At 70.1% G+C, this 26,596-nt stretch carries 21 protein-coding genes and 1 pseudogene; 5 read left to right on the forward strand and 17 right to left on the reverse strand.

Features of this window, described 5'->3' with window-relative positions; all coding sequences use genetic code 11:
• Positions 1-197: 197 nt before the first annotated feature.
• Positions 198-800, reverse strand: coding sequence for a CGNR zinc finger domain-containing protein (locus ACZ561_RS17470; protein ID WP_470995467.1), 603 nt, complete (start codon positions 798-800; stop codon positions 198-200).
• 42 nt (positions 801-842) lie between these two features.
• Between ACZ561_RS17470 and ACZ561_RS17475 the strand changes: the two genes are divergently transcribed.
• On the forward strand, positions 843-1,295 hold the full coding sequence (locus tag ACZ561_RS17475) for a VOC family protein (RefSeq protein WP_470995470.1): 453 nt from the start codon (positions 843-845) through the stop codon (positions 1,293-1,295).
• 3 nt (positions 1,296-1,298) lie between these two features.
• Here the strand turns inward: ACZ561_RS17475 and ACZ561_RS17480 are convergent, their stop codons facing one another.
• Positions 1,299-1,799, reverse strand: a complete 501-nt coding sequence (locus tag ACZ561_RS17480; protein WP_470995473.1) for a DUF1203 domain-containing protein — start codon at positions 1,797-1,799, stop codon at positions 1,299-1,301.
• Positions 1,800-2,137: 338 nt separating this feature from the next.
• Here ACZ561_RS17480 and ACZ561_RS17485 point away from each other — a divergent pair, with 338 nt between their 5' ends.
• Positions 2,138-3,442 (forward strand): M28 family metallopeptidase, encoded by a 1,305-nt coding sequence (locus ACZ561_RS17485; protein WP_470995476.1) that lies wholly within the window; start codon positions 2,138-2,140, stop codon positions 3,440-3,442.
• Between the two features lie 71 nt (positions 3,443-3,513).
• Here the strand turns inward: ACZ561_RS17485 and ACZ561_RS17490 are convergent, their stop codons facing one another.
• Together ACZ561_RS17490 and ACZ561_RS17495 are read right to left on the reverse strand one after the other, a co-directional pair.
• Positions 3,514-4,662, reverse strand: a complete 1,149-nt coding sequence (locus ACZ561_RS17490) for a LolA family protein (RefSeq protein WP_470995480.1) — start codon at positions 4,660-4,662, stop codon at positions 3,514-3,516.
• 279 nt (positions 4,663-4,941) lie between these two features.
• Positions 4,942-5,952: a polyprenyl synthetase family protein gene (locus ACZ561_RS17495; RefSeq protein WP_470995483.1), complete on the reverse strand. Its 1,011-nt coding sequence runs from the start codon at positions 5,950-5,952 to the stop codon at positions 4,942-4,944.
• 166 nt (positions 5,953-6,118) lie between these two features.
• On the opposite strand from ACZ561_RS17495, the pseudogene ACZ561_RS17500 reads away from it, so the two are divergent.
• Positions 6,119-6,684: pseudogene (locus ACZ561_RS17500) on the forward strand (hypothetical protein); the annotation flags it as partial.
• Positions 6,685-6,725: 41 nt separating this feature from the next.
• Positions 6,726-8,753 (forward strand): CocE/NonD family hydrolase, encoded by a 2,028-nt coding sequence (locus ACZ561_RS17505; RefSeq protein ID WP_470995486.1) that lies wholly within the window; start codon positions 6,726-6,728, stop codon positions 8,751-8,753.
• Between the two features lie 61 nt (positions 8,754-8,814).
• On the opposite strand, the gene ACZ561_RS17510 is transcribed toward ACZ561_RS17505, so the two are convergent.
• The gene (locus tag ACZ561_RS17510; protein ID WP_470995489.1) at positions 8,815-10,113 is read right to left on the reverse strand and encodes an LPXTG cell wall anchor domain-containing protein; all 1,299 of its coding nucleotides are present in this window, start codon (positions 10,111-10,113) and stop codon (positions 8,815-8,817) included.
• A 284-nt stretch (positions 10,114-10,397) separates the two neighbouring features.
• On the opposite strand from ACZ561_RS17510, the gene fahA reads away from it, so the two are divergent.
• Positions 10,398-11,624, forward strand: a complete 1,227-nt coding sequence (gene fahA, locus ACZ561_RS17515) for a fumarylacetoacetase (RefSeq protein WP_470995492.1) — start codon at positions 10,398-10,400, stop codon at positions 11,622-11,624.
• Positions 11,625-11,687: 63 nt separating this feature from the next.
• Here fahA and nuoN read toward each other — a convergent pair whose 3' ends face one another.
• From nuoN to ACZ561_RS17575, 12 genes are read right to left on the reverse strand one after another with little or no spacing between them, the layout of a single operon-like run.
• Positions 11,688-13,337 carry an NADH-quinone oxidoreductase subunit NuoN gene (gene nuoN / locus ACZ561_RS17520; RefSeq protein ID WP_470995495.1) on the reverse strand — a complete coding sequence of 550 codons (1,650 nt, stop codon included), beginning with the start codon at positions 13,335-13,337 and terminating at the stop codon, positions 11,688-11,690.
• Positions 13,334-14,938, reverse strand: coding sequence for an NADH-quinone oxidoreductase subunit M (locus ACZ561_RS17525; RefSeq protein ID WP_470995498.1), 1,605 nt, complete (start codon positions 14,936-14,938; stop codon positions 13,334-13,336). The genes nuoN and ACZ561_RS17525 overlap by 4 nt, the downstream gene beginning before the upstream one ends.
• 5 nt (positions 14,939-14,943) lie before the next feature.
• Positions 14,944-16,839, reverse strand: coding sequence for an NADH-quinone oxidoreductase subunit L (gene nuoL, locus ACZ561_RS17530; protein ID WP_470995501.1), 1,896 nt, complete (start codon positions 16,837-16,839; stop codon positions 14,944-14,946).
• 11 nt (positions 16,840-16,850) lie between these two features.
• Positions 16,851-17,150 (reverse strand): NADH-quinone oxidoreductase subunit NuoK, encoded by a 300-nt coding sequence (nuoK, locus tag ACZ561_RS17535; protein ID WP_376433518.1) that lies wholly within the window; start codon positions 17,148-17,150, stop codon positions 16,851-16,853.
• Positions 17,147-17,974 (reverse strand): NADH-quinone oxidoreductase subunit J, encoded by an 828-nt coding sequence (locus ACZ561_RS17540; protein ID WP_470995503.1) that lies wholly within the window; start codon positions 17,972-17,974, stop codon positions 17,147-17,149. The genes nuoK and ACZ561_RS17540 overlap by 4 nt, the downstream gene beginning before the upstream one ends.
• Entirely contained in the window at positions 17,971-18,549 is a 579-nt protein-coding gene (gene nuoI / locus ACZ561_RS17545; RefSeq protein WP_383557322.1) for an NADH-quinone oxidoreductase subunit NuoI, read from the reverse strand. Before nuoI ends, ACZ561_RS17540 begins: the two co-directional genes overlap by 4 nt.
• Positions 18,542-19,897, reverse strand: a complete 1,356-nt coding sequence (nuoH, locus tag ACZ561_RS17550; RefSeq protein ID WP_376433515.1) for an NADH-quinone oxidoreductase subunit NuoH — start codon at positions 19,895-19,897, stop codon at positions 18,542-18,544. Before nuoH ends, nuoI begins: the two co-directional genes overlap by 8 nt.
• A complete protein-coding gene (locus ACZ561_RS17555) occupies positions 19,894-22,386 on the reverse strand; it encodes an NADH-quinone oxidoreductase subunit G (protein ID WP_470995507.1) in 2,493 nt (830 codons plus the stop codon). The genes nuoH and ACZ561_RS17555 overlap by 4 nt, the downstream gene beginning before the upstream one ends.
• On the reverse strand, positions 22,383-23,732 hold the full coding sequence (gene nuoF, locus ACZ561_RS17560; RefSeq protein WP_470995510.1) for an NADH-quinone oxidoreductase subunit NuoF: 1,350 nt from the start codon (positions 23,730-23,732) through the stop codon (positions 22,383-22,385). Before nuoF ends, ACZ561_RS17555 begins: the two co-directional genes overlap by 4 nt.
• Positions 23,732-24,475, reverse strand: coding sequence for an NADH-quinone oxidoreductase subunit NuoE (gene nuoE, locus ACZ561_RS17565; protein WP_470995513.1), 744 nt, complete (start codon positions 24,473-24,475; stop codon positions 23,732-23,734). The genes nuoF and nuoE overlap by 1 nt, the downstream gene beginning before the upstream one ends.
• A complete protein-coding gene (locus ACZ561_RS17570; protein ID WP_470995515.1) occupies positions 24,472-25,854 on the reverse strand; it encodes an NADH-quinone oxidoreductase subunit D in 1,383 nt (460 codons plus the stop codon). Before ACZ561_RS17570 ends, nuoE begins: the two co-directional genes overlap by 4 nt.
• Positions 25,854-26,585 carry an NADH-quinone oxidoreductase subunit C gene (locus ACZ561_RS17575; protein WP_329117346.1) on the reverse strand — a complete coding sequence of 244 codons (732 nt, stop codon included), beginning with the start codon at positions 26,583-26,585 and terminating at the stop codon, positions 25,854-25,856. Before ACZ561_RS17575 ends, ACZ561_RS17570 begins: the two co-directional genes overlap by 1 nt.
• Between the last annotated feature and the right edge of the window lie 11 nt (positions 26,586-26,596).

The raw sequence follows: 26,596 nt of genomic DNA on the forward strand, positions 1-26,596 counted from the left end.
CCAGGCGCGGCGCCTGGACGGGCACTGCTCCCAGGCGCGACGCCTGGACAGGCCCTCCTCGCAGGCGCGACGCCTCGACAGGCCCTCCCCGCAGGCGCGACGCCTCGACAGGCCCTCCCCCAGCGCGACCTGAGGGGCCCTCCCGCAGGGCGCGGCACTTCGACGGGCCCGCCTCCCAGCGCGCCGCCTCAAGGCCGCTACGGCGGCGGCTCCGTGGCCTCTCCCGCGCCGTGCGCACGCGCCCGGTGCGTACGGACCTTGTGGCGGTTGCCGCAACGCTCCATGGCGCACCAGCGGCGGCGCCCGGGGCGGGAGGTGTCCACGAACAGCAGTGCGCAGTTGTCGGCGCCGCATTCGCGGATCCGGTCGGCGTGGGGGCCGGTGAACAGGTCGATCGCGTCGCGGGCGACGGTCGAGAGCAGCGCGGTCGCGGTGGCCCCCGGACCCCAGGCGTGCGCCCCGTCGGCGGTCATGCGCGGGACGAGCGGGGGCCGGGCGGCGGCCTCGTTGACGAGGGAGAGGCCCTCCGGCGCGTACGCGCGGCCTTCCGTTCGGGCGTGGGCGAGCCCCCACAGGGCGTTCCGCACCTCCCGTACCCGCGCCAGCTCGCGCGCCGTGACGGTCACGTCGAGATCGGGCCCGAGCCGGCACCGTCGTACCCACTCCAGCAGCCCCTCCGCCGAGTCGAGGACCTCGAACCGTGCGGCCACGGGCCCGGGGCCCCCCGTGAGCAGCAGCTCCAGACAGAGCGCGCCCGCATCGAAGCGGAACACCTGCCCATCGGGGTGAATCAGGGTCATGCCTGTTGTGGCTGGGATCACGAAACCACTATAACTGGTTACATGACCGCACTGCATTGGAAGCTCGTGATCGACGCCGCCGACCCGCACGCCCAGGCCGCGTTCTGGGCCGCCGCCCTCGGCTATCTGGAAGAGGACAACAGCGCCCACATCAAGCGCCTTCTCGACCTCGGCGCACTCCCGGCCGAGCTGACCGTCACGGTCTCCGACCGTCTCGCGTTCCGCGATCTCATCGCCGTCCGCCATCCCGACGACCCCTACGAGGAGGCGACCGGCATCGGCCAGGGCCGCCGGATCCTCTTCCAGCGCGTCCCGGAGGAGAAGACCGTCAAGAACCGTCTCCATCCGGACCTCCACGTCGCCCCGGGCACCCGGGACGCGGAGGTCGAGCGCATGGAGAAGCTCGGCGCCTCGGTCCTGCGCCGGGTGGAGGAGCCGGGGGGCGCGTGGGTGGTCATGACGGACCCGGAGGGCAACGAGTTCTGCGTGCAGTGACGTTCAGGGGCGCCGCACCTCGAACTGGAAGCAGCCGTACTCGACGGCCCTGACGTGCACGAGCGCCACCTGGGGTTCGGCGAACGCCTCCGCGAAGGCCTTGTCGAAGCCCTCGGTGGCCTCGGCCGGGATCTCCAGGAGCCGTCCGCCGACGATCCGTCCCCCGGAGTCGTAGCGGCGCAGCGTACGCAGGGCGCCGGGCCGGTCGAAGGGGTACGCCTCCGCGTCGACGGCCGGCCCGGCGCACTCCTCCGCGTGGATGAAGACCGGCCCCTGCTCGTCGTACGCCCCGGGTGCGGCCCCGGTCTCGGCGGCCCAGCGCCGCAGCGGCGCGTACGAGACGAGCGCGATCCGCTCCCCGGCCGAGAAGGGCCGCAGACAGCAGCGCAGCGGACTTCCGCCCTCGGTGGCGGTGTACGGGACACAGGGCTGCCCGGCGTCGTCCACGACCCGGAGTTCGGCGAGGGCGGCGGGCTCGATGGGGCGTGCGGTGTAGGTGGTCATGGGCGAAGCCTCACGCGCCCGCGCGGGACGCGCTGGCGGGATTCGGACGCCGCGTTCCGGGTGAGGGCGCCCCTGCACGGCGATCCTGACCACTTCCGGCGCCTCTGGCCGGTCGGACTCGCCGTAGAGAACGCCCGGCCGGCGGGCCGTCCGATGAACGAACACCCCTGACCGGTTTCCGCTCTTGACGACGAGTCACCTTCGCACTGAACATTCAGCACGCACAGACGTACGTCGCACAATCGCACCATGCACAGCTCCAGCGCCTCGTGGCACCCACGCCCCGGGGCGTCTCGCACGTTTCCGTCCCATCCCCGTTCGGAATCCGGAGCCCCCACATGAAGTTCTCCGTGCCCAGACGCGCCGCCGCACTCTCCGCCGTCGCCGCGCTCGCCCTCGCCGGGTTCACCGGCGCCTCAGCGAACGCCGCGCCCTCCGCGGTCGCCGCACCCGACATCCCGCTCGCCAACGTCAAGCAGCACCTCACCGACCTGCAGTCGATCGCCTCCGCCAACGGTGGCAACCGCGCCCACGGCCGTACCGGCTACAAGGCGTCCATCGACTTCGTGAAGGCCAAGCTGGACGCGGCCGGATACACCACCACCGTCCAGCAGTTCACCTCCAACGGCGCCACCGGCTACAACCTGATAGCCGACTGGCCGGGCGGTGACCCGAACCAGGTCCTCATGGCCGGAGCGCACCTCGACTCCGTCACCTCCGGCGCCGGCATCAACGACAACGGCTCCGGTTCCGCCGCCGTCCTCGAGACCGCTCTCGCCGTCTCCCGGGCCGGCTTCCAGCCCACGAAGCATCTGCGCTTCGGCTGGTGGGGCGCCGAGGAACTCGGTCTCGTCGGCTCGAAGTACTACGTGAACAACCTGCCGTCGGCCGAACGCTCCAAGGTCTCCGGCTACCTGAACTTCGACATGATCGGTTCACCGAACCCGGGCTACTTCGTCTACGACGACGACCCGGCGATCGAGCAGACCTTCAAGGACTACTTCGCCGGCCTCGGCGTGCCCACCGAGATCGAGACCGAGGGCGACGGCCGCTCCGACCACGCCTCGTTCAAGAACGTCGGCATCCCCGTCGGCGGTCTGTTCACCGGTGCCAGCCGCGTGAAGTCCAGTGCACAGGTGCAGAAGTGGGGCGGTACGGCCACGGCCTTCGACCGCTGCTACCACTCCTCCTGCGACTCGACCTCGAACATCAACGACACCGCCCTCGACCGCAACAGCGACGCCGTCGCCCACGCGATCTGGACGCTGTCGGCCGGTACCACCACGCCGCCGCCCGGCAAGGTCTTCGAGAACGCGGCCGACGTCTCCATCCCGGACAACGGCGCCGCGGTGACCTCCACGGTCAACGTCACCGGCATCACCGGCAACGCGCCCTCCGCGCTCAAGGTGGACGTGAACATCGTCCACACCTACCGCGGTGACCTCGTCGTCGACCTCGTCGCCCCCGACGGCTCGGTCTACAACCTGCACAACCGGTCCGGCGGCAGCGCCGACAACATCGTCCAGGCCTACACCGTGAACGCCTCCTCGGAGGTCGCCAACGGCGCCTGGAAGCTCCGCGTCCAGGACAAGGCCGCGGTCGACACCGGCTACATCAACAGCGTCAAGCTCACCTTCCCGTAAGCGCGGAGCAGCAGAACTCCCGGGTGGGTCGGTGACCATAGCCCCCGACCCGCCCGGGGTCCCACTCCGCGTCACTTGGCGGCGTTCGCCGCGTCCACCAGCGCGTCCTTGGTGACCGCCCCGACGTACACCTTGCCGTCGTCCGTCATCAGGGCGTTGACGAGCTTCGTCTTGAAGACCGTGCCCGAGCCGAACTTCCCGGTGACCTTGTCCCCGAGCGCGTCCAGGAAGCCCTGGACCTCCTTCGGGGCCTCGTCCGTCTTCGGGGCCGCGGCACCGGTGTCGAACGTCGCGATCGACGTCCAGCCCTCGCCGATGACGTTCGGCCCCTCTCCGCCGCCGAGGTCCCCGAGGCCGCCGAACTGCTTCCCGAACTCCTTGCCGAAGTCCTCCGGGGCCTTCTCGTGCTCCGCGCCGCCCTCCGTCACCTTGGCGCCCTTCGGCACCTTGAAGTCGAACGTGGACGCCGCCGGCCTGCCGAAGTCGACCTTCGTGAAGCCCGCGTCGACGACCGGCTTGCCGCCGTCGACCGAGGCGAGGGTGAACTTCAGCGGGGTGCCGTTCTGCGCGTCCACCGCGACCTTCACCGACTCGACCATCGAGCCGCTCTGCTTCGGCTTGATGACCAGCTGGTACGCGTCCCGGCCGGCCACCTTCGCCGTGCCGCCCACCGTGATCGACGTGGTGCCGTCCGCGGCCTTCAGGATCTCGTCGGCGAGCTCCTTCGGCGTGGCCGGAAGCTCCTTCTCCGGCGCCTTCTCGGCCCCGTCCGCCTTCTCGTGGAAGACCTCGTTCGACTTGCTGTCGTAGCCCCACACGTCGGAGCCGTTGTGGATCAGGCTGTACTCGTCCGAGCCGTCCAGGATCGTCAGCTTCTGCCGGTCCGGACCGTCGGCGGCCACGCGCAACGTGTGCGTGCCCGAGACGAGCTGCGTCAGCTTCTCCTGCGGGTCCGCGGAAGCCGAGCCCGAGCCGCCGCCGAGGGAGCCGGCCAGGCCCGCCACCGACGGCAGGCCCAGGTCGGTGCTCACCTTGAACGTGCCGGACAGCGTCTGCGTCTCCGACGCCGCGATCTTCTCGATCAGCTGCTGCGCCGTGATCTCCGGCAGGTCCGGGTCACCGGACGCCGCGAGAGCCGGTACGAGCCCGATGGTCGCAGCGGCCACTCCGGCCACCGCGACCGGGACGATGTAGCGGCTCGCCTTACGGTTGTCTGCCATGGTCTGTCCCTACCTCCGTGGTCGATGACTCCATCTGACCAAAGACGGGAGGCGGAAACGTCAGCCCCCGGGCTCAACCTGGCGTACTGCTACGGGATGACCCGACCCTGAGAGCCCCTAGGCCCTGCCCTCCGGATCCCGTCGGGCTCGCGGCGCCTGGCACGCGCATCTGCCGCGTTGTCGTCAGTCGTCGACGCTCCGCGTGGACTCCATCCTCCGCCCTGCAGCCGCACACACCGGACGCCGCTCGCTGATCCGGCCTGATCCGAAAGGCGGGGCCTAGCCCGCGCGATGGACCACCGCGTCGCAGAGCTCCTGCAGAGCCGACTTGGCGTACCCCTCGGGCAGCGGCGCCAGCATCGCCCGCGCCTCCTCCGCGAAGCGCACGGTGTCCCGGCGGGCCTGCTCCAGGGCGGGGTGGACGCGGAGCCGTCGCAGGGCCTCCGCGTGGCGTGCGTCGTCGCTGAGGTCGCTGTCGACGAGCTCGACCAGCTCCACGTCCTCCGGGCGCCCGTGGGCCGCCGCGGCGGCCCGCAGGTGGAGCACCGGCAGGGTCGGGATGCCCTCGCGCAGGTCCGTGCCGGGGGTCTTGCCGGACTCGTGGGAGTCGGAGGCGATGTCGAGGACGTCGTCGGCGAGCTGGAAGGCGACGCCGAGGCGCTCGCCGTACTGGGTGAGGATGTCGACGACGCCCTCGTCCGCGCCGGACATCATCGCGCCGAAGCGGCAGGAGACGGCGACGAGCGAGCCGGTCTTGCCGCCGAGGACGTCGAGGTAGTGGTCGACGGGGTCGCGGTCGCCCTGCGGGCCCGCGGTCTCCAGGATCTGGCCGGTGACCAGACGTTCGAACGCCTCCGACTGGATGCGTACGGCCTCGGGTCCGAGGTCCGCCAGCGTGTGCGAGGCGCGGGCGAAGAGGAAGTCACCCGTCAGGACGGCGATCGAGTTGCCCCATCGGGTGTTCGCGGAGTCGACGCCGCGCCGCACGTCCGCCTCGTCCATGACGTCGTCGTGGTAGAGCGTGGCGAGGTGGGTGAGCTCGACGACGACGGCCGAGGGCACGACACCCGGCGCGTACGGGTCGCCGAACTGGGCGGCGAGCATCACGAGCAGCGGCCTGAAGCGCTTGCCGCCCGCCAGGACGAGATGCTGCGCGGCCTCCGTGATGAAGGGGATCTCGCTCTTGGTGGCGTCGAGGAGCCCTGCCTCCACGGCCGCCAATCCGGTCTGGACATCGGCCTCAAGAGCCTGGTCCCGCACGCTAAGACCGAACGGCCCGACGACGGTCACGAGGGGGTCTCCTGTCTGCTGACGCCTGCTGACGATCACACGGATTGTCGATGTGTCGCTCGATTCACTCAAGTCAGCGTATCCGGTCGCCTTTCGATCAACATGGGCGCCTTCCCGCCACCCCCGGTATGTTCGTGATCAGCTCATACGACCAGGAGTAGGCGCTTTGTCCCGAACAGTGATCGATTTCGACCCGAACGGCGAGCCACCGCCGCCCGAAGACGATCATGCCTTCTTCGGTCGGCCGAAGGGGCTCCTCACCCTCTCGGGCCTGAAGGTCCGGGAGCGATTCTCCTTCCTCGGAACGCAGGCGATCCTCGTCCTCCACTTCGCCGACACCGTCGCGGACGCCGGGCCCGGCCTGGATTCGGGCACCGCTGCCTCCGCCGCGGCCGCGTACGGCACGCCGGTCCGGCCGGTGTCCGCCGCGGGCGGCCGGCTCGCCGACCGCATCCTCGGCTCCTACCGGGCCGTGCTGTGGGGCGGCGCCCCGATCGCCTTCGGCCACTGCTCCATGGCGGTGCCGACCGCCGGCATGACCTGGATCGGCTCGGCCCGATCGGCGCGGGCACGGGCCTGCTCCCGTGCGTCCTCGGCAGCCGTCACCTGGCCGGGCGCAAGCACTCGGCCGAGTTCGCGCTCGCCCTGCGCGCCAGGGGCCCGACCCTCGCCGCTCCGCGGCGCCATGGCCGTTGCGTCGTGGGCCTCGCCGCGATCACCCTCGCGCCCTGGCCGCGCCGCACCATGCACCCGTCCTCTGAGGTTGGTCCGCCATGCGCATCCGTACCGAGTTCCCGTACGAGACGACCCACGAAGATGTCCGGATCCCGATCCCTGGAGGCACCTCCCGGGCCGAAGGCTCCGGGGAAGGCACGAGGCTCTACGCCCGGATCTGGCGGCCGGTCACCGACGAGCCCGTCCCCGCCCTCCTGGAGTACCTGCCGTACCGCCTCACGGACTGGACGGCGCCCCGCGACCGGCAGCGCCACCCCTGGTACGCCGGACACGGCTACGCCTCCGTACGCGTCGACGTGCGCGGCCACGGCAACAGTGAGGGCCTGCCGGGCGACGAGTACGACGCCGTCGAGCTGGCCGACGGCGTCGCCGTGGTGAACTGGCTGGCCGAGCAGCCGTGGTGCTCGGGGAAGGTCGGCATGTTCGGCATCTCCTGGGGCGGCTTCAACGCGCTCCAGATCGCCGCGCTGGCCCCCGAGCCGCTGAAGGCGGTCGTCACCGTCTGCTCGACCGACGACCGCTACGACAACGACGTCCACTACATGGGCGGCTCCGTGCTCGCCGTGGACATGCACGCCTGGGCGGCCACCATGCTCGCCTTCGTCTCCCGGCCGCCGGACCCGCGGTACGTGGGCGAGGAGTGGCGGGAGATGTGGCTGACGCGTCTGGAGGCGGTGGACCCGTTCATCCACACCTGGCTCGCCCACCAGACCCGCGACGAATACTGGAAGCACGGCAGCGTCTGCGAGGACTACGGCGCGATCCGGGCGGCCGTCCTCGCGGTGGGCGGTTGGCACGACCCGTACCGGGACACCGTGCTGCGACTGGTGGAGCACCTCCCCCAGGACCGGGTGCGCGGGATCATCGGCCCCTGGTCGCACCAGTACCCGGACCGCGGTCTGCCGCCGGGGCCGGCGATCGGCTTCCTCCAGGAGACCCTGCGCTGGTGGGACCACCACCTCAAGGGCACGGACAACGACGTGATGGCGGAGCCGCTGCTGCGTTCCTGGATCAGCGAGTCGCACCCGCCTGCCACCTTCTACGAGGAGCTGCCGGGCCGCTGGGTCGCCGACCCCGCCTGGCCGTCCCCGAACGTCACCCCCGTGACGTACGCCTTCCAGGGCGAGCCGGTGCTCGTCGACTCCCCGCAGCAGACCGGCCTGGACGCGGGCCGTTTCTTCCCCTTCGGCAACGACGCGGATCTGCCGCCCGACCAGCGCGACGAGGACGCCCACTCGGCCTGCTTCGACTTCGCGGTCCCGGAGGACGGCGCGCCGATCGAGATCCTGGGCCGGCCGCGGGTGAGCCTGTCGCTGCGCGCCGGCGCGCCGACGGGGCAGGTGATCGCCCGCCTCTGCGACATCGCGCCGGACGGCTCCTCGACGCTCGTCACACGGGGCGTGCTGAACCTGTCCGCCCGCTACGGCCGCGACCGCGCGGTGGAGGCGCAGCCCGGCGAGGACGAGGACCATGTCTTCGAGCTGAACGGCATCGGCCACACCTTCCCGCCCGGCCACCGGGTCCGCCTCGCGGTCTCCTCCTCGTACTGGCCGTGGATCTGGCCGCAGCCCGACGCGGCGGGCTTCACGCTCGACCCGGCCGCCTCGAACCTGACGCTGCCGGTCCGCCGGCACACGGACGACGCGGTGGAGTGGGAGGAGCCGGAGCAGTCCGAACCGCTGGGCGTGGTCGTTCCCGCGACGCTGGAGGAACCCCGCCCGGAACGGCTGGTGGTGCGGGATGTGGCCAAGGGCGAATGGAAGCTGGAGGTCGACCCCCGGTACGGCGGCACGCGGGTCCATCCGGACGGCCTGGAATACACGGAGGACGCACTGGAGACGTACACCATCGTCGAGGACGATCCCCTCTCCGCCCGCACCCGCTCGGACTGGTCGATCCGGCTGCACCGCCCGGAGTTGGCATGGAACGTCACGGTCGAGTCGCGTTCGGAGATCTCCTGCGACGCGAACGTATTCGTCACGTCGAACGAGGTGGTGTGCAAAGAGGGCGGGGAGGTTCTTTTCCACCGGACGTGGGAGAAACGGATTCCACGGACGGCGGGGTGAACGGGAAAGAAAGGAGGCCCGCATTCCAGGTGGAATGCGGGCCCCTCAGTCACTGCTCGGATCAGGCGTTCGAGCCGGCCTTACGGCGACGGACGACGAACATCGCACCGGCGCCGAGCGCGACGGCCGCGGCGCCCGCGAGGGCGATCTGCGGGACGACGTCGTTCGAGCCGGTCTTGGCGAGCGAGCCGTCGGTGGAGCCCGTGGTCCCACCGTTCACCGGAGTGGTGGAGGTGCCGCCCTGGCCGGTGGTGTTGGTGTTGCCGGGCTTGCCCGTGGCGTCGTCCACCTTGCCCGGGTTGCTGCCCTTGGCCAGGATGGCGAACTCGTAGTACTCCAGGTCCGGAGTGCCACCGCAGGACTCGTCCTCGTTCCAGTAGTCACCGGCGACGAAGGCGGCACCCTGGCCGGCCGGGGTCTTCGCGTCGAGCTTCAGCCGCAGCTTGACGTCGGTGGAGGACTTGGCGTTCAGCGCGCCGACGAAGAGGCTCTCACCGGGGTTGACGTCCTCCCACTTCGGGTCGGCCGCGGTGGACCACTCGAGGTCGAGGTACTTGTCGAGCTCCTTGATGCCCTTCTCGTCGAAGGCGTGGACGGCGGCGTACGGGTACACCTCGTCCATCTTCTTGTCGGTGCCGTTGGTGACGCGCAGCGTGAAGTTCACGGTGGTGCCGGCGACGACCTTCTCGGGCAGGCCGTGGACGACGGTGGTGAACTTGGACTCCGGCACGCACTCCTCGACCGGCTCCTCGCCCTCCTCGGCCTCGGCGTCGGCGAGCGCCTTCTTGGCGGCGTCGAGCGTCTTGAGGGCGGTCTCCTTGGCCTGCTTGGCGACCTCGGACGCACGGGCCTTGGCGACGCGCTCGTCGTCGAGAGCCGTGCCGGCCGCGGTCAGCTTGGCGTCGGCCTCGGTCTTGGTCGTGGCTGCGGCCTCGGCGGCGGTCTTGGCCTCGGCGACGGCCTGCTCCGCGGCGGTCTTGGCCTCGGGCGTGGCGTCGGCGGGCAGCGCGGCCAGGTCGGCCTCGGCCTTGACCAGCTTGGCGTCGGCCTCGGTCTTGGCCGTGGCGGCGGCCTCGGCGGCCGTCTTGGCAGCGGCCTTGGCGACCGCCAGCGGGTGGTCGTCCTTGGTCGTGGCCTCGAGGGCCTTCGTGGCGTCGTTGTGGGCGATGACGGCGATGTCGTACGCCTTCTGCGCGTCCGACACCGCCTTCTTCAGCTGCTCGAGCGACGGCTGCTCGTCCTGCGTCTGCGCCGGCGCGGCCGGCTTGGTGTCGGCGAACGCCGGGGCGGCGGAGAGGAAGACGACCGGGGTCGTCACGGCGGCGGCCACGGCCGTCGCGAGAATGCGGCGAATCTTCAAGGCAGACCTTTTCTGGTCGAAAGATCAAAGAAAGAAAGGGTGGTCGCGCCTGCGGGGACCTCACGCGGTGCGACGTTGCCGAGATCGTATGACCCGAATAAGGCCCGGGAAAAGCGGCAATTGAACGCGCTCAGTCGCACAGCCGCCGCACAGCATGCATAAAGCGCGCGAACATGGACAGTTGTGCACGGAGGCCTCACTTTCTGTGTGACCCATGTCATCCACGCCGAGCGGCCCGCCCCGTAACGTGTCCCCCACACCTGTGGAAAGCGAGGCAAGCACCGATGCCCGAGCAGTCCCCGCTCGACCTCGCCGAAGGCGATCCCTTCGGCCCGCACAACCTTCCGTACGGCGTCTTCTCCACCGCCGACGAGCCCGATCGACGGAGGGTCGGCGTCCGCATCGGCGGTCATGTCCTCGACGCGGGAGCGGCGGCGCACGCCCTCGGGTCCCCCTATGCCGCGCTGCTCGCGCAGGCCAGCCTCAACCCGCTGCTGGCCGCCGGACGGACCGCCTGGCGCGATGTGCGCCGCGCTCTGACCGGCTGGGTGACCGTGCCTGCCCACCGGCCGGACATAGAGCCCCTGCTGCACCCGCTGGACGCGGTCACGATGCACCTGCCGTTCGAGGTCGCGGACTACGTCGACTTCTACGCGAGCGAGCACCACGCCACCAACGTCGGCCACATCTTCCGCCCGGACGGCGACGCGCTCACGCCGAACTGGAAGCATCTGCCGATCGGCTACCACGGTCGCGCTGGCACGGTCGTGGTCTCCGGCACCGATGTCGTACGCCCCTCCGGGCAGCGCAAGGCGCCCACGGACGCGGCGCCCGTCTTCGGCCCTTCGGTGAAGCTGGACATCGAGGCGGAGGTCGGCTTCGTCGTCGGCACCCCGTCCGAGCACGGCACGCCGGTCGCGCTCGGGGACTTCCGTGAGCACGTCTTCGGGCTCACGCTCCTCAACGACTGGTCGGCGCGGGACATCCAGGCCTGGGAGTACGTGCCGCTCGGCCCGTTCCTCGGCAAGTCGTTCGCGACGTCCGTGTCGGCCTGGGTGACCCCCCTGGAGGCCCTGGACGCGGCCCGCACCGCGCCGCCGGCCCGGGACTTCGATCTGCTGCCGTACCTGGACGACTCCGCCGACGAGGAGCCCGGCGGTTTCGACCTGCGGATCACGGTCGAGATCAACGGCGAGGTGGTCTCGGAGCCGCCGTTCGCCACGATGTACTGGACGGCCGCCCAGCAGCTCGCCCACATGACGGTCAACGGCGCTTCGCTGCGGACCGGTGACCTGTACGGCTCCGGCACGGTCTCGGGCCCCGAGGTGCACCAGCGCGGCTCGCTGCTCGAACTGACGTGGAACGGCCGCGACGCGCTCGAACTCCCCACCGGGAAGCGAACGTTCCTGGAGGACGGCGACGTGGTCACGCTCACCGCGTGGGCGCCGGGTCCGGACGGTACGCAGGTCGCGCTCGGCGAGGTGACCGGCCGGATCGTTCCGGCTCCGTAGCCGCAGACATACGTCAGGGCCCGGCCCCGCGCGAGCGGAGACCGGGCCCTGACGACGTCCGGCCTACCTCACGAAGACACTCGCCTGGCCCGCCAGCTCCAGGAAGTACTGCGGCGCGAGGCCGAGCACCAGCGTCACGACGACGCCGACCGTGATCGTGGCGGTCGTGAAGGCCGAGGGCACGGCGACCGTGGGGCCGTCCGCCTTCGGCTCACTGAAGAACATCAGCACGATCACCCGGATGTAGAAGAACGCGGCGATCGCCGACGAGATGACGCCGACGACGACGAGGACGCCCGCGCCCCCCTCCGCCGCCGCCTTGAAGACCGCGAACTTGCCGGAGAATCCGGAGGTCAGCGGGATGCCGGCGAAGGCGAGCAGGAAGACCGCGAAGACCGCGGCCACGAGCGGCGAACGGCGGCCCAGACCAGCCCACTTGGACAGGTGCGTCGCCTCACCGCCCGCATCCCGGACCAGCGTGACGACCGCGAACGCGCCGATCGTCACGAAGGAGTACGCGCCCAGGTAGAAGAGCACCGACGAGATTCCGGTGGGCGTGGCGGCGATGACACCGGCCAGCAGGAAGCCCGCGTGCGCGATGGAGGAGTACGCGAGGAGCCGCTTGATGTCGGTCTGGGTGATCGCGACGATCGCGCCGCCCAGCATGGTGACGATGGCGACGCCCCACATGACCGGCCGCCAGTCCCAGGTGAGACCCGGCAGCACCACGTACAACAGACGCAGCAGCGCGCCGAACGCGGCGACCTTCGTCGCGGCCGCCATGAAGCCGGTGACCGGGGTCGGCGCGCCCTGGTAGACGTCCGGGGTCCACATGTGGAACGGCACGGCGCCGACCTTGAAGAGCAGCCCCATCAGGACCAGGGCGAAGCCGATGAGCAGCAGGACGTCGTTGCCCATGGTCTGGGCGAGGGCCGGGTTCACCGAGGCGACCGAACCGTCGACGACGTCGGCGATGGTGGCGTACGAGACGGAGCCCGCGTAGCCGTAGAGCAGGGCGATCCCGAAGAGCAGGAACGCCGAGGAGAAGGCGCCGAGCAGGAAGTACTTGACCGCCGCCTCCTGCGACATCAGCCGCTTGCGGCGGGCGACGGCGCAGAGCAGGTAGAGCGGGAGGGAGAAGACCTCCAGGGCGATGAAGAGCGTCAGGAGGTCGTTGGCGGCGGGGAAGACCAACATGCCGGCGATGGCGAACAGCGCGAGCGGGAACACCTCGGTGGTGGTGAATCCGGCCTTCGTCGCGGCCTTCTCCTGCTCGCCGCCGGGGACGGCGGCGGCCTCGGCGGCGAAGGAGTCGACCTTGTGGCCGTGGTCGGCCGGGTCGAGCCGGCGCTCGGCGAAGGTGAAGACCGCGACGATCGAGGCCAGCAGAATGGTGCCCTGCAGGAAGAGCGCCGGGCCGTCGACGGCGATGGCGCCCATGGCCGCGATGTGGGCCTTGGTGGAGCCGTAGCCCCCGGCGGCGAGGCCGACGATCGCGGCGAACGCGGCCACGAGCGCCAGGACGGTGAGGAACACCTGGCTCTGGTAGCGGCCCTTGCGGGGCACGAAGGCCTCGACCAGGACGCTGAGGACCGCGGCGCCGACCACGATGAGTACGGGCGAGAGCTGGACGTACTCGATGCGGGGTGCCGGGATCTTGGTCAACGGCTCAGCGGCCGTCGTCCACAGGCTGTGGACAGCCGTCGCACTCACTTGGCCTCCACGGTTTGGAGAGGAACGGTGGGCTGGGGGTCACTCTGCTGGACGTCGGACATGGTGTGCGTGACGGCCGGGTTGACGATGTCCGTCAGCGGCTTCGGGAACACTCCGAGGAAGATCAGCAGGGCGATCAGCGGGGCGACCACGACCAGTTCCCGCACCCTCAGGTCCGGCATCGTCCGGATCTCCTCCGTCGCCACCGGGCCCGTCATCGTCCGCTGGTACAGGACGAGGGTGTAGAGCGCGGCGAGGACGATGCCGGTGGTGGCGATGATGCCGGCCACCGGGTACCGGGCGAACGTGCCGACCAGGACCAGGAATTCACTCACGAAGGGCGCGAGGCCCGGCAGCGAGAGGGTGGCCAGACCGCCGATCAGGAAAGTGCCGGCGAGCACCGGGGCGACCTTCTGCACACCGCCGTAGTCGGCGATGAGCCGCGAGCCGCGCCGGGAGATCAGGAAGCCGGCGACCAGCATCAGCGCGGCCGTCGAGATGCCGTGGTTGACCATGTAGAGCGTCGCGCCGCTCTGGCCCTGGCTGGTCATCGCGAAGATGCCCATGATGATGAAGCCGAAGTGCGAGATCGAGGCGTAGGCGACCAGGCGCTTGATGTCCCGCTGGCCGACCGCGACCAGCGCGCCGTAGACGATGCTGACCAGCGCGAGCGCGATGATCACCGGGGTCGCCCACTTCGAGGCCTCCGGGAAGAGCTGGAGGCAGAAGCGGAGCATCGCGAACGTGCCGACCTTGTCGACCACCGCGGTGATGAGCACGGCGACCGGCGCGGTCGCCTCCCCCATCGCGTTCGGCAGCCAGGTGTGCAGCGGCCACAACGGCGCCTTCACCGCGAAGGCGAAGAAGAAGCCGAGGAACAGCAGCCGTTCGGTGTTGGTCGCCATCTCCAGCGAGCCGTCGGCGCGGGCGGCGGCGATCTCGGTGAGGGAGAAGTTCCCCGCGACCACGTAGAGCCCGATGACGGCGGCCAGCATGATCAGTCCGCCGACCAGGTTGTAGAGCAGGAACTTGACGGCCGCGTAGGAGCGCTGGGCCGCCGCGTTCTCGTCCGAGCCGGCGTGCGCCCGGTCGCCGAAGCCGCCGATGAGGAAGTACATCGGGATGAGCATGGCTTCGAACAGGATGTAGAAGAGGAAGACGTCGGTGGCCTCGAAGGAGAGGATCACCATCGCCTCGACCATCAGGATCAGGGCGAAGAAGCCCTGGGTCGGCCGCCAGCGGCTGCTCTTCGTCTCCAGGGGGTCGGCGTCGTGCCAGCCGGCCAGGATGATGAAGGGGATCAGCAGCGCGGTCAGCGCGATCAGCGCCACCCCGATGCCGTCCACGCCCAGTTCGTAGCGGACCCCGAAGTCCTTGATCCAGGAGTAGGACTCGACGAACTGGTACCGGTCGCCGCCGGGTTCGAAGTCCACCAGGACGACGACGGCGAGGACGAGCGTGACGAGCGAGACGGTCAGTGCCAGCCACTTGGCGGCGGTGCGACGGGCGGCGGGGACGGCGGCGGTGAGGATCGCACCGACCGCCGGCACCGCTGCCGTCGCCGTCAGGATCGGGAACCCTGCGTTCACTACTTGCGACATGGCAGTTACACCGCCCTCATCAGCAGGGTCGCGGCGATCAGCACCGCCGTACCTCCGAACATGGAGACCGCATACGTGCGGGCGTAGCCGTTCTGCAGCTTGCGCAGCCGGCCGGACAGGCCCCCGACCGAGGCCGCGGTGCCGTTGACCACTCCGTCGACCAGGGAGTGGTCGACATAGACGAGCGAGCGGGTGAGATGCGTGCCGCCCGTCACGAAGACGGCGTGGTTGAAGTCGTCCTGAAGCAGGTCGCGGCGGGCGGCCCGGGTGAGCAGGGAGCCGCGCGGTGCGGTGACCGGGACGGGCCTGCGCCCGTACTGGACGTACGCGAGTCCGACGCCGATCACCATGACGGCGACCGTGGCGGAGGTGATGGCTCCGGCGCTGATCGGCGGGTGCCCGTGCTCGAACGAGGTCACCGGCTCCAGCCAGGTGATGAAGCGGTCGCCGATGCTGAAGAAGCCGCCCGCGAGGACGGACCCGAAGGCCAGCAGGATCATCGGGACCGTCATCGACTTCGGGGACTCGTGCGGGTGCGGCAGCTCGCCCTTCTCGTCGGCCTGCCAGCGCTTCTCGCCGAAGAAGGTCATCAGCATCACACGCGTCATGTAGTACGCCGTGATGGCAGCGCCGAGGAGTGTGACCGCGCCGAGGATCCAGCCCTCGGTGCCGCCCTTGGCGAAGGCCGCCTCGATGATCTTGTCCTTGGAGAAGAAGCCGGACAGGCCAGGGAAGCCGATGATCGCGAGATAGCCGAGGCCGAAGGTGACGAAGGTGACCGGCATGTACTTCCGCAGACCGCCGTAACGGCGCATGTCGACCTCGTCGTTCATGCCGTGCATGACCGAACCGGCGCCGAGGAAGAGCCCGGCCTTGAAGAAGCCGTGCGTGACCAGGTGCATGATCGCGAAGACGTAACCGATGGGGCCGAGGCCCGCCGCCAGGATCATGTAGCCGATCTGCGACATCGTCGAACCGGCCAGCGCCTTCTTGATGTCGTCCTTCGCGCAACCGACGATCGCACCGAAGAGGAGCGTGACCGCGCCGACCACGACGACCACGAGCTGGGCGTCCGGGGCGGCGTTGAAGATGTCGGCGGAGCGGACGATGAGGTAGACACCGGCGGTGACCATCGTGGCCGCGTGGATGAGGGCCGAGACCGGGGTCGGGCCCTCCATCGCGTCCCCGAGCCAGGACTGCAGCGGCACCTGGGCCGACTTTCCGCAGGCCGCGAGGAGCAGCATCAGGGCGATCGCCGTCAGCGTGCCCTCGCCCGTCTCACCGGTCGCCTCCAGGACCGGCCCGAAGGCGAAGGTCCCGAAGGTGGTGAACATGATCATGATGGCGATCGACAGGCCCATGTCGCCGACCCGGTTGACCAGGAAGGCCTTCTTCGCGGCGGTGGCCGCGCTGGGCTTGTGCTGCCAGAAGCCGATCAGGAGGTACGAGGCGAGGCCGACGCCCTCCCAGCCGAAGTACAGCAGCAGGTAGTTGTCGGCGAGGACGAGGAGCAGCATCGCCGCGAGGAACAGGTTCAGATAGCCGAAGAAGCGGCGCTTGCGCTCGTCGTGCTCCATGTACCCGATCGAGTACACGTGGATCAGCGAGCCCACGCCGGTGATCAGCAGCACGAACGTCATCGACAACTGGTCGAGCTGGAAGGCCATCTCCGCCTGGAAGCCCTCGACGGGGATCCAGGTGTACAGGTGCTGGTACATGGCCCGGTCGTCCGCGCTCTTGCCGAGCATGTCGGCGAAGAGGGCGGCACCGATGACGAAGGAGACGGCCGCGAGCAGCGTGCCGAGCAGGGGCCCGGCCTTGTCCAGGCGCCGCCCGCCGCACAGCAGGACGGCCGCTCCCAGCAGGGGCGCCGCGACGAGCAGCGCAATCAGGTTCTCCACGATTCAGCCCCTCACAGCTTCATCAGGCTGGCGTCGTCGACCGAGGCCGAGTGGCGGGAACGGAACAGCGACACGATGATCGCGAGCCCGACCACGACCTCCGCGGCGGCGACGACCATCGTGAAGAAGGCGATGATCTGGCCGTCGAGGTTGCCGTGCATCCGGGAGAAGGCGACGAACGCGAGGTTGCAGGCGTTGAGCATCAGCTCCACGCACATGAAGACGACGATCGCGTTGCGCCGGATCAGCACGCCGACCGCACCGATGGTGAACAACAGGGCGGCGAGATACAGATAGTTGACGGGGTTCACCGCGAGGCCTCCTCTTCGTCCCGGTCCCGGCCGAGCCGCTCCTCGGAGCGCTGCTCCAGCGCCTTGAGGTCGGCCAGCGCCTCGGTGGACACATCGCGGATCTGGCCGCGCTTGCGCAGCGTCTGCATCACGGTCAGCTCGGCGGGCGTGCCGTCGGGCAGCAGACCGGCGATGTCCACCGCGTTGTGCCGGGCGTAGACACCCGGAGCGGGCAGCGGCGGCACGTGCGTGCCCTCGCGCACGCGCTGCTCGGACAGCTCCCGCTGGGTGCGGGCCCGTTCGGTGCGCTCGCGGTGGGTGAGCACCATCGCGCCGACGGCCGCGGTGATGAGCAGGGCGCCGGTGATCTCGAAGGCGAAGACGTACTTGGTGAAGATGAGGGCGGCGAGGCCCTCGACGTTTCCGCCGTACGCGCTGTTGGCCGCGCCGAGACCGTTGAACTCCGTCACGGCGGCCTGGCCGATGCCGGCGATCAGCAGGATGCCGAAGCCGAGCCCGCAGGCCGCGGCCCACCAGCGCTGCCCCTTGATGGTCTCCTTCAGCGAGTCCGCCGCTGTGACACCGACCAGCATGACGATGAAGAGGAACAGCATCATGATCGCGCCGGTGTAGACGACGATCTGGACGATGCCGAGGAAGTACGCGCCGTTGGCGAGGTAGAAGACCGCCAGGACGATCATCGTGCCGGCCAGACAGAGGGCGCTGTGCATGGCCTTCCTCATCAGGACCGTGCACAGGGCGCCGATGACGGCGACGGTGCCGAGGACCCAGAACTGGAAGGCTTCGCCGCTCGAGGTGGTGTAGGCGGCAAGGGTGGTGCTCATGCGTCCACCTCTTCCGGTTCGCCCTTCTCCCCCTTGGAGGTGGCGACCTGACGGACCGTGCCCGGCGCGGCCTCCGTGACCAGACCCCGGTAGTAGTCCTGCTCGTCCATCCCCGGGAAGATGGCGTGCGGCGAGTCGACCATGCCCTCCTCCAGGCCCGCGAGGAGCTGCTCCTTGGTGTAGATCAGGTTCTCGCGGGAGGAGTCGGCCAGTTCGAACTCGTTGGTCATCGTCAGCGCCCGCGTGGGGCAGGCCTCGATGCACAGCCCGCACAGGATGCAGCGGGCGTAGTTGATCTGGTAGACGACGCCGTACCGCTCACCCGGGGAGTAGCGCTCCTCGTCGGTGTTGTCCGCGCCCTCCACATAGATGGCGTCCGCGGGGCAGGCCCAGGCGCAGAGCTCGCAGCCGACGCACTTCTCGAGACCGTCGGGGTGACGGTTGAGCTGGTGCCGGCCGTGGAAGCGCGGAGCGGTCGTCTTCTGCTGCTCCGGGTACTGCTCGGTCAGCCGCTTCTTGAACATGGCCTTGAAGGTCACGCCGAAGCCGGCCACCGGATTCTGGAAATCAGACACCGTCCGTCTCCTTTCCCTCACTCGCAGTAGCAGTATCGGGGCCACCACTGACAACGAGGTCCCGGTCGTGCCGGGGCCTGCGCCGGGGTACGGGCGGCAGGGACTGTCCGGGCTTGGGCGGTACGGGGAAGCCGCCGGCCATCGGATCGAAGGGGCGCTCGTCCTCGACCTCGGCGGCCTTGGCCCTCCTGTCGCGGAACATGTCCGCGATGAAGGAGAGGAGGAGGACGGCGATGACGGCGCCGGCGACGTACAGCACGATGTTCTGGAAGCCGACGTTCTCGTTGCGCAGGGCGCGGACGGTGGCGACCAGCATCAGCCAGAGCACCGAGACCGGGATGAGGACCTTCCAGCCGAGCTTCATCAGCTGGTCGTAGCGGACGCGGGGCAGGGTGCCGCGGAGCCAGATGAAGAAGAAGAGCAGCAGCTGCACCTTGAGGACGAACCAGAGCATCGGCCACCAGCCGTGGTTCGCGCCCTCCCAGAAGGTGGAGATGGGGTACGGGGCGCGCCAGCCGCCGAGGAAGAGCGTCACGGAGACGGCGGAGACCGTCACCATGTTCACGTACTCGGCGAGCATGAACATCGCGAACTTGATGGAGGAGTACTCGGTGTTGAAGCCGCCGACCAGGTCGCCCTCGGACTCCGGCATGTCGAACGGGGCGCGGTTGGTCTCGCCGACCATCGTGACGACGTAGATGATGAACGAGACCGGCAGCAGGATGATGAACCAGCGGTCCGCCTGCGCCTCGACGATCGCCGAGGTCGACATCGACCCGGAGTACAGGAAGACGGAGGCGAACGCGGCGCCCATGGCGATCTCGTAGGAGATCATCTGCGCGCAGGAGCGCAGACCGCCGAGGAGCGGGTACGTCGAGCCGGAGGACCAGCCCGCGAGCACGATGCCGTAGATGCCGACCGAGGCGATGGCCAGCACGTACAGCATGGCGATCGGCAGGTCGGTGAGCTGCATCGAGGTGCGGTGGCCGAAGATCGAGACCTCGTTGCCGGCCGGACCGAACGGGATCACGGCGATGGCCATGAACGCGGGGGCGGCGGCGATGATCGGCGCGAGGATGTAGACGACCTTGTCGGCGCGCTTGACGACGACGTCCTCCTTGAGCATCAGCTTGATGCCGTCCGCGAGGGACTGGAGGAGACCCCAGGGTCCGTGCCGGTTGGGCCCGACGCGCAGCTGCATCCAGGCGACGACCTTGCGCTCCCACACGATGGAGAACAGCACGGTGATCATCAGGAAGGCGAAGCAGAAGACGGCCTTGATCGCGACGAGCCACCAGGGGTCGGTCCCGAACATGGAGAGGTCTTCCGCAGCGAGCAGCGTGGTCATGCCTGCACCTCCGTCGAAACCGCCGCGCCGATGCGGACCAGGTCGCCCGGGTGGGCGCCGGTGTCGGAGAGGACGCCGCCCGCCGTGGAGTTCAGCGGGAGCCAGACCACGCGGTCGGGCATCTCGGTGACCTGGAGCGGGAGTCGGACCGAACCGGCCGGGCCGGTGACGGCGAGGAGGTCGCCGTCCTTGACGCCGGTCTCGGCGGCGGTGGTGGCCGAGAGGCGGGCGACAGCCGCGTGGCGGGTGCCGGCCAGGGCCGTGTCACCCTCCTGGAGGCGGCCCAGGTCGAGCAGGAGCCGGTGTCCGGCGAGGACGGCCTCGCCCTCGCCCGGCCGGGGCGCGGGCTGCGCGGGCTCGACGGGCTCGGAGGCCCGCTCGCCGTCCCAGCCGCCGAGCCGGTCCAGCTCCCGGCGGATCGCGCGCAGATCGGGCAGGGCCAGGTGGGCGTCGAGGGCGTCGGCGAGCATGTGCAGCACGCGCGCGTCCGCCGGGGGCAGCGTCCGGGTCATCTGCTCGGGCTTGAGCGCGGCCTCGAAGAGCCGCGCCCTGCCTTCCCAGTTGAGGAAGGTGCCGGGCTTCTCGGCGACCGCGGCGACCGGCAGGACCACGTCGGCCCGCTCGGTGACCTCGCTGGGCCGCAGCTCCAGGGAGACCACGAACGCCGCGTCGAGGGCCTCACGCGCACGTGCCGGGTCGGGCAGGTCGCGGACCTCGACGCCGCCGACGAGCAGCGCGCCCAGTTCGCCGGTGGCCGCGGCCTCCACGATCTGGCCGGTGTCCCGGCCGTAGCCGTGCGGGAGTTCGCGTACGCCCCAGGCGGCCGCGACCTCCTCACGCGCGCGTGGGTCGGTCGTGGGGCGGCCGCCGGGCAGCAGCGTCGGGATGGCGCCGGCTTCGAGCGCGCCGCGCTCTCCGGCACGGCGCGGAATCCACACCAGCTCGGCACCGGTCGCCGTCGCCGTCCGTACGGCGGCGGTCAGTCCGCCGGGCACCGCGGCGAGCCGCTCGCCGACGACGATGACCGCGCCGTCCTTGCGCAGCGCCTCGGCCGCGTGGGTGCCGGCCTCGTCGAGGCCGACCCGGGAGGTGAGGGCGTCCAGCCACTCGGTCTCGGTGCCGGGCGCGGCCGAAAGCAGCGTGCCGCCCGCCTTCACCAGGCCCCGGGTCGCGTGCGAGGCGAGCGCGTACGTCTTCTGGCCCTGCTTGCGCCAGGCCTTGCGGAGCCGCAGGAAGACGCCGGGCGCCTCCTCCTCCGACTCGAAGCCGACGAGCAGCACCGCCGGGGCGGCTTCGAGCGAGGTGTACGTGACCCCCGAGCCGTCCAGGTCGCGGCCGCGGCCCGCCACGGTGGAGGCCAGGAAGTCGGCCTCCTCGCTGGAGTGGACGCGGGCGCGGAAGTCGACGTCGTTGGTGTCGAGGGCGACCCGGGCGAACTTGGCGTACGCGTAGGAGTCCTCGACGGTCAGCCGCCCGCCGGCCAGGACTCCGGTGCGGCCGCGCACGAGCCCGCGGGCCGCCGCCTCCAGGGCCTCGGGCCAGGAGGCGGCCTCCAGCTCACCCGACTCGGGGTTCCGTACGAGCGGGGTGGTCAGCCGGTCGCGCTGCTGCGCGTACCGGAAGGCGAACCGCCCCTTGTCGCACACCCACTCCTCGTTGACCTCCGGGTCCTCGGCCGCGAGCCGCCGCATGACCTTGCCGCGCCGGTGGTCGGTGCGGGTGGCGCAGCCGCCCGCACAGTGCTCGCAGACGCTCGGCGAGGAGACGAGGTCGAAGGGGCGGGAGCGGAACCGGTACGCCGCCGAAGTCAGTGCGCCGACCGGGCAGATCTGGATGGTGTTCCCGGAGAAGTACGACTCGAACGGGTCGCCCTCGCCCGTGCCGACCTGCTGGAGCGCGCCGCGCTCGAGCAGCTCGATCATCGGATCGCCGGCGACCTGGTTCGAGAACCGTGTGCAGCGGGCGCAGAGCACGCACCGCTCACGGTCGAGCAGCACCTGGGTGGAGATCGGTACCGGCTTCTCGAAGGTCCGCTTGTGACCCTCGAAGCGGGACTCCGCCTGGCCGTGGGACATCGCCTGGTTCTGCAACGGGCATTCGCCGCCCTTGTCGCAGACCGGGCAGTCCAGCGGGTGGTTGATGAGCAGCAGCTCCATCACACCGTGCTGCGCCTTCTCGGCGACCGGCGAGGTCAGCTGGGACTTCACCACCATGCCGTCGGTGCAGGTGATGGTGCAGGACGCCATCGGCTTGCGCTGGCCCTCGACCTCGACGATGCACTGCCGGCAGGCGCCGGCCGGGTCGAGGAGCGGGTGGTCGCAGAACCGCGGGATCTCGATGCCGAGCTGCTCGGCGGCGCGGATGACCAGGGTCCCCTTGGGGACGGAGATCTCGGCGCCGTCGACGGTCAGCGTGACCATGTCCTCGCCGTTGGGCTTCGGCGGCCCCGCAGGGGAACCGCCGGCCGGGCCGGCCGTGGTGACCGTCATGCCGTCACCTCCTTGTGGTTGTCCGCCCAGGCGGTCGACTTGGCCGGGTCGAAGGGGCAGCCCCGGCCGGTGATGTGCTGCTCGTACTCCGCGCGGAAGTACTTCAGCGAGGAGAAGATCGGGGCGGCGGCGCCGTCGCCGAGCGCGCAGAACGATTTGCCGTTGATGTTGTCGGCGATGTCGTTGAGCTTGTCGAGGTCGGACATCACGCCCTTGCCGGCCTCGATGTCGCGGAGCAACTGCACGAGCCAGTAGGTGCCTTCGCGGCAGGGCGTGCACTTGCCGCAGGACTCGTGGGCGTAGAACTCGGTCCACCGGGTCACCGCGCGGACCACGCACGTCGTCTCGTCGAAGCACTGGAGCGCCTTGGTGCCGAGCATCGAGCCGGCCGCGCCCACGCCCTCGTAGTCGAGCGGGACGTCGAGGTGCTCGTCGGTGAACATCGGGGTGGAGGAGCCGCCGGGGGTCCAGAACTTCAGCCGGTGGCCCGGCCGCATCCCGCCGCTCATGTCGAGGAGCTGGCGCAGCGTGATCCCGAGCGGGGCCTCGAACTGGCCCGGCGAGGCGACGTGCCCGCTGAGCGAGTAGAGCGTGAAGCCCGGGGACTTCTCGCTTCCCATCGACTTGAACCAGTCCTTGCCCCGGTTGAGGATCGCGGGAACCGAGGCGATGGACTCGACGTTGTTCACCACGGTGGGGCAGGCGTACAGACCGGCGACCGCGGGGAAGGGGGGACGCAGCCGGGGCTGGCCGCGTCGCCCTTCGAGCGAGTCGAGCAGCGCGGTCTCCTCGCCGCAGATGTACGCGCCGGCGCCCGCGTGCACGGTGATGTCGAGGTTCAGACCGCTGCCGAGGATGTCCTGGCCGAGGAAGCCGGCGTCGTAGGCCTCGCGCACCGCCTCGTGCAGACGGCGCAGGACGGGCACGACCTCGCCGCGCAGATAGATGAACGCGTGCTCGGAGCGGATCGCGTAGCAGGCGATGATCATTCCCTCGATGAGGGAGTGCGGGTTGGCGAAGAGGAGCGGGATGTCCTTGCAGGTGCCCGGCTCGGACTCGTCGGCGTTGACGACGAGGTAGTGCGGCTTGCCGTCGCCCTGCGGGATGAACTGCCACTTCATCCCGGTGGGGAAGCCGGCGCCGCCGCGGCCGCGCAGACCGGAGTCCTTGACGTACGCGATGAGGTCGTCGGGCGTCATCGCGAGGGCCTTCCGCAGACCCTCGTACCCCTCGTGCCTCTTGTACGTCTCCAGGGTCCAGGCGTCGGGCTGGTCCCAGAACGCCGAGAGGACCGGCGCCAGAAGCTTCTCGGGGCTGCTGTTGTTGATCTCGGCTGCCAAGGTCATCACTCCCCCTCCCCACTGGCCGATTCGCCGCGCGGGTGGACGATCTTGTGGTGCGGGGTCTCGCCCTTGGCCAGCCGCAACCCGACGAGCGAGGCCGGGCCGGCCCCTCCGGTGGCCTCGACGGCCCCCTCGCGCTCGTCGGGGAAGCCGGCCAGGATGCGCGCGGTCTCCTTGTACGTGCACAGGGGCGCGCCCCGCGTCGGCTCGACCGGGCGGCCGGCCCGCAGGTCGTCGACGATCTTCTTGGCCGACTCGGGCGTCTGGTTGTCGAAGAACTCCCAGTTGACCATCACCACGGGCGCGAAGTCGCAGGCCGCGTTGCACTCGATGTGCTCCAGCGTGACCTTGCCGTCCTCGGTCGTCTCGTTGTTGCCGACGCCGAGGTGCTCCTTGAGCTCCTCGAAGATGGCGTCGCCGCCCATGACCGCGCAGAGCGTGTTGGTGCAGACCCCGACCTGGTAGTCGCCGGAGGGCTTGCGGCGGTACATCGTGTAGAAGGTGGCGACCGCGGTGACCTCGGCGGTGGTCAGGCCGAGGATCTCGGCGCAGAACTTCATGCCGGTGCGGGTCACATGGCCCTCCTCCGACTGCACGAGGTGCAGCAGCGGAAGGAGCGCGGACCGGGACCCCGGGTAGCGGGCGACGATGTCCTTGGCGTCCGCCTCCAGCCGGGTGCGTACCTCGGCCGGGTAGTCGGGGGCGGGGAGCTGGGGCATCCCGAGACTGGTCTGTCCGTCCGTCATCGGTCGACGCCTCCCATCACGGGGTCGATGGACGCGACGGCGACGATGACGTCGGCGACCTGGCCGCCCTCGCACATCGCCGCCATGGCCTGCAGGTTGGTGAAGGACGGGTCGCGGAAGTGGACCCGGTAGGGGCGGGTGCCGCCGTCGGAGACGACGTGCACGCCGAGCTCGCCCTTGGGCGATTCGACGGCCGCGTACGCCTGTCCGGCGGGGACGCGGAAGCCCTCGGTGACCAGCTTGAAGTGGTGGATCAGGGCCTCCATGGAGGTGCCCATGATCTTCTTGATGTGGTCGAGGGAGTTGCCGAGTCCGTCCGGGCCGAGCGCGAGCTGCGCGGGCCAGGCGATCTTCTTGTCGCCGACCATGACCGGGCCGGGCTCCAGCCGGTCGAGGCACTGCTCGACGATCCGCAGCGACTGCCGCATCTCCTCCAGGCGGACGAGGAAGCGGCCGTAGGAGTCGCAGGTGTCGGCGGTCGGGATGTCGAACTCGTAGTTCTCGTAGCCGCAGTACGGGTCCGTCTTGCGCAGGTCGTGCGGGAGGCCCGCGGAGCGCAGGATCGGTCCGGTGGCGCCGAGCGCCATGCAGCCGCTGAGGTCGAGGTAGCCGACATCCTGCATACGGGCCTTGAAGATGGGGTTGCCGGTGGCGAGCTTGTCGTACTCCGGCAGGTTCTTCTTCATGGTCTTCACGAACTCGCGCACGGCGTCGACGGCGCCGGGCGGGAGGTCCTGGGCGAGGCCGCCGGGGCGGATGAACGCGTGGTTCATCCGCAGACCGGTGATCAGCTCGTACAGGTCCAGGATCATCTCGCGGTCCCGGAAGCCGTAGATCATGATCGTGGTCGCGCCCAGCTCCATGCCGCCGGTGGCGATGCACACCAGGTGGGAGGAGAGCCGGTTGAGCTCCATGAGGAGGACCCGGATGACGCTGGCCCGGTCCGGGATCTGGTCGGTGATGCCGAGCAGCTTCTCGACGCCCAGGCAGTACGCCGTCTCGTTGTAGAACGAGGTGAGGTAGTCCATGCGCGTGACGAAGGTGGTGCCCTGCGTCCAGTTCCGGAACTCGAGGTTCTTCTCGATGCCGGTGTGGAGGTAGCCGATGCCGCAGCGGGCCTCGGTGACGGTCTCGCCGTCGATCTCCAGGATCAGCCGCAGCACGCCGTGCGTGGACGGGTGCTGGGGACCCATGTTGACGATGATCCGCTCGTCGTCGGCCTTGGCGGCGGACTCGACGACCTCTTCCCAGTCGCCACCGGTGACGGTGTAGACGGTGCCTTCGGTGGTCTCCCGGGCGGAGGCGGACGACGGGGGTGTCCCGGAGGGACCCGTTGAGGGGCGGTGGCCGGGTGACGGGAGGGCGTTCTCGGTACTCATCAGCTGTACGACCTCCGCTGGTCAGGAGCCGGGATCTGGGCGCCCTTGTACTCGACCGCGATGCCGCCGAGGGGGTAGTCCTTGCGCTGCGGGAAGCCCTGCCAGTCGTCCGGCATCATGATCCGGGTGAGGGCGGGGTGGCCGTCGAAGACGATGCCGAAGAAGTCGTACGTCTCGCGCTCGTGCCAGTCGTTGGTCGGATAGACCGCGACCAGCGACGGGATGTGCGGGTCGGCGTCCGGGGCGGACACCTCCAGCCGGATCAGCCGGCCGTGGGTGAGCGAGCGCAGGTGGTACACGGCGTGCAGCTCGCGGCCCTTGTCGCCGAGGTAGTGGACGCCGGAGACGCCCGTACAGAGCTCGAAGCGCAGGGCGGGGTCGTCGCGCAGGGTGCGGGCGACCCGGACGAGGTGCTCGCGGGCGATGTGGAAGGTCAGCTCGTCACGGTCGACGACCGTCTTCTCGATCGCGTTCTCCGGCAGGAGGCCCTGCTCGTCGAGGGCGCCCTCGAGTTCGTCGGCGACCTCGTCGAACCAGCCGCCGTAGGGACGGGTGGCCGCGCCGGGGAGGCGTACGGAGCGGACGAGGCCGCTGTAGCCGGAGGTGTCGCCGCCGTTGTTGGCGCCGAACATCCCGCGCTGGACGCGGACCTCCTCGCCGTGCTCCCCGCGCTGCCCGGGCAGGTTCTGCTCGGAGAGCTCCTTCTCGGGGTTCGGAGTTTCGTCGCTCACTGTGCTGAACC

The organism is Streptomyces sp. NPDC039609 (genome assembly GCF_055596705.1).

Coding starts and splice junctions, on each gene's coding strand:
- ACZ561_RS17470 (WP_470995467.1), bottom strand. CDS start 800: ATGACCCTGATTCACCCCGATGGGCAGGTGTTCCGCTTCGATGCGGGC.
- ACZ561_RS17475 (WP_470995470.1), top strand. CDS start 843: ATGACCGCACTGCATTGGAAGCTCGTGATCGACGCCGCCGACCCGCAC.
- ACZ561_RS17480 (WP_470995473.1), bottom strand. CDS start 1,799: ATGACCACCTACACCGCACGCCCCATCGAGCCCGCCGCCCTCGCCGAA.
- ACZ561_RS17485 (WP_470995476.1), top strand. CDS start 2,138: ATGAAGTTCTCCGTGCCCAGACGCGCCGCCGCACTCTCCGCCGTCGCC.
- ACZ561_RS17490 (WP_470995480.1), bottom strand. CDS start 4,662: ATGGCAGACAACCGTAAGGCGAGCCGCTACATCGTCCCGGTCGCGGTG.
- ACZ561_RS17505 (WP_470995486.1), top strand. CDS start 6,726: ATGCGCATCCGTACCGAGTTCCCGTACGAGACGACCCACGAAGATGTC.
- fahA (WP_470995492.1), top strand. CDS start 10,398: ATGCCCGAGCAGTCCCCGCTCGACCTCGCCGAAGGCGATCCCTTCGGC.
- ACZ561_RS17525 (WP_470995498.1), bottom strand. CDS start 14,938: ATGTCGCAAGTAGTGAACGCAGGGTTCCCGATCCTGACGGCGACGGCA.
- ACZ561_RS17540 (WP_470995503.1), bottom strand. CDS start 17,974: ATGAGCACCACCCTTGCCGCCTACACCACCTCGAGCGGCGAAGCCTTC.
- nuoH (WP_376433515.1), bottom strand. CDS start 19,897: ATGACCACGCTGCTCGCTGCGGAAGACCTCTCCATGTTCGGGACCGAC.
- ACZ561_RS17555 (WP_470995507.1), bottom strand. CDS start 22,386: ATGACGGTCACCACGGCCGGCCCGGCCGGCGGTTCCCCTGCGGGGCCG.
- nuoF (WP_470995510.1), bottom strand. CDS start 23,732: ATGACCTTGGCAGCCGAGATCAACAACAGCAGCCCCGAGAAGCTTCTG.
- nuoE (WP_470995513.1), bottom strand. CDS start 24,475: ATGACGGACGGACAGACCAGTCTCGGGATGCCCCAGCTCCCCGCCCCC.
- ACZ561_RS17570 (WP_470995515.1), bottom strand. CDS start 25,854: ATGAGTACCGAGAACGCCCTCCCGTCACCCGGCCACCGCCCCTCAACG.